Source organism: Mycobacterium sp. WUMAC-067 (genome assembly GCF_020217485.1).
Taxonomy (GTDB): Bacteria; Actinomycetota; Actinomycetes; order Mycobacteriales; family Mycobacteriaceae; genus Mycobacterium.
Map to the genome: position 1 here is coordinate 1 of NZ_JAEKMI010000213.1, position 304 is coordinate 304.

1 protein-coding gene is annotated in these 304 nt (G+C 71.1%); it reads left to right on the top strand.

Annotated features, from left to right (window positions below; all coding sequences use genetic code 11):
• Positions 1–304: DUF222 domain-containing protein (locus JF781_RS28280; protein ID WP_225341391.1), on the top strand; the 304-nt coding region annotated here is incomplete at both ends.

The following is a 304-nucleotide window of genomic DNA, read 5'->3' on the forward strand; positions in this document are numbered from 1 at the left end:
CCGAGGCCGGCCGGCGGGTCACAGAGGCCGCCGATCTGGGCCCACGTCATGGTCTGACCGGTGAACCCTTGCCGCCGGTGTTGGCCGCCACCGCCGCCGCCCAGGCCCGCGGTGAACTCGGCGCCGGACACATCGCGGTGATCCGCAGGTTCTTTCGCCGGCTGCCCGGCTGGATCGACCAAGCCACTCGCGAGCGGGTCGAGGCCGATCTGGCCGGCCACGCCGCCTATCACCGGCCCGACGAACTCGACGGCCTGGCGCACGTCCTGGAAGATTGCCTCAATCCCGACGGTCTTTTCACCGA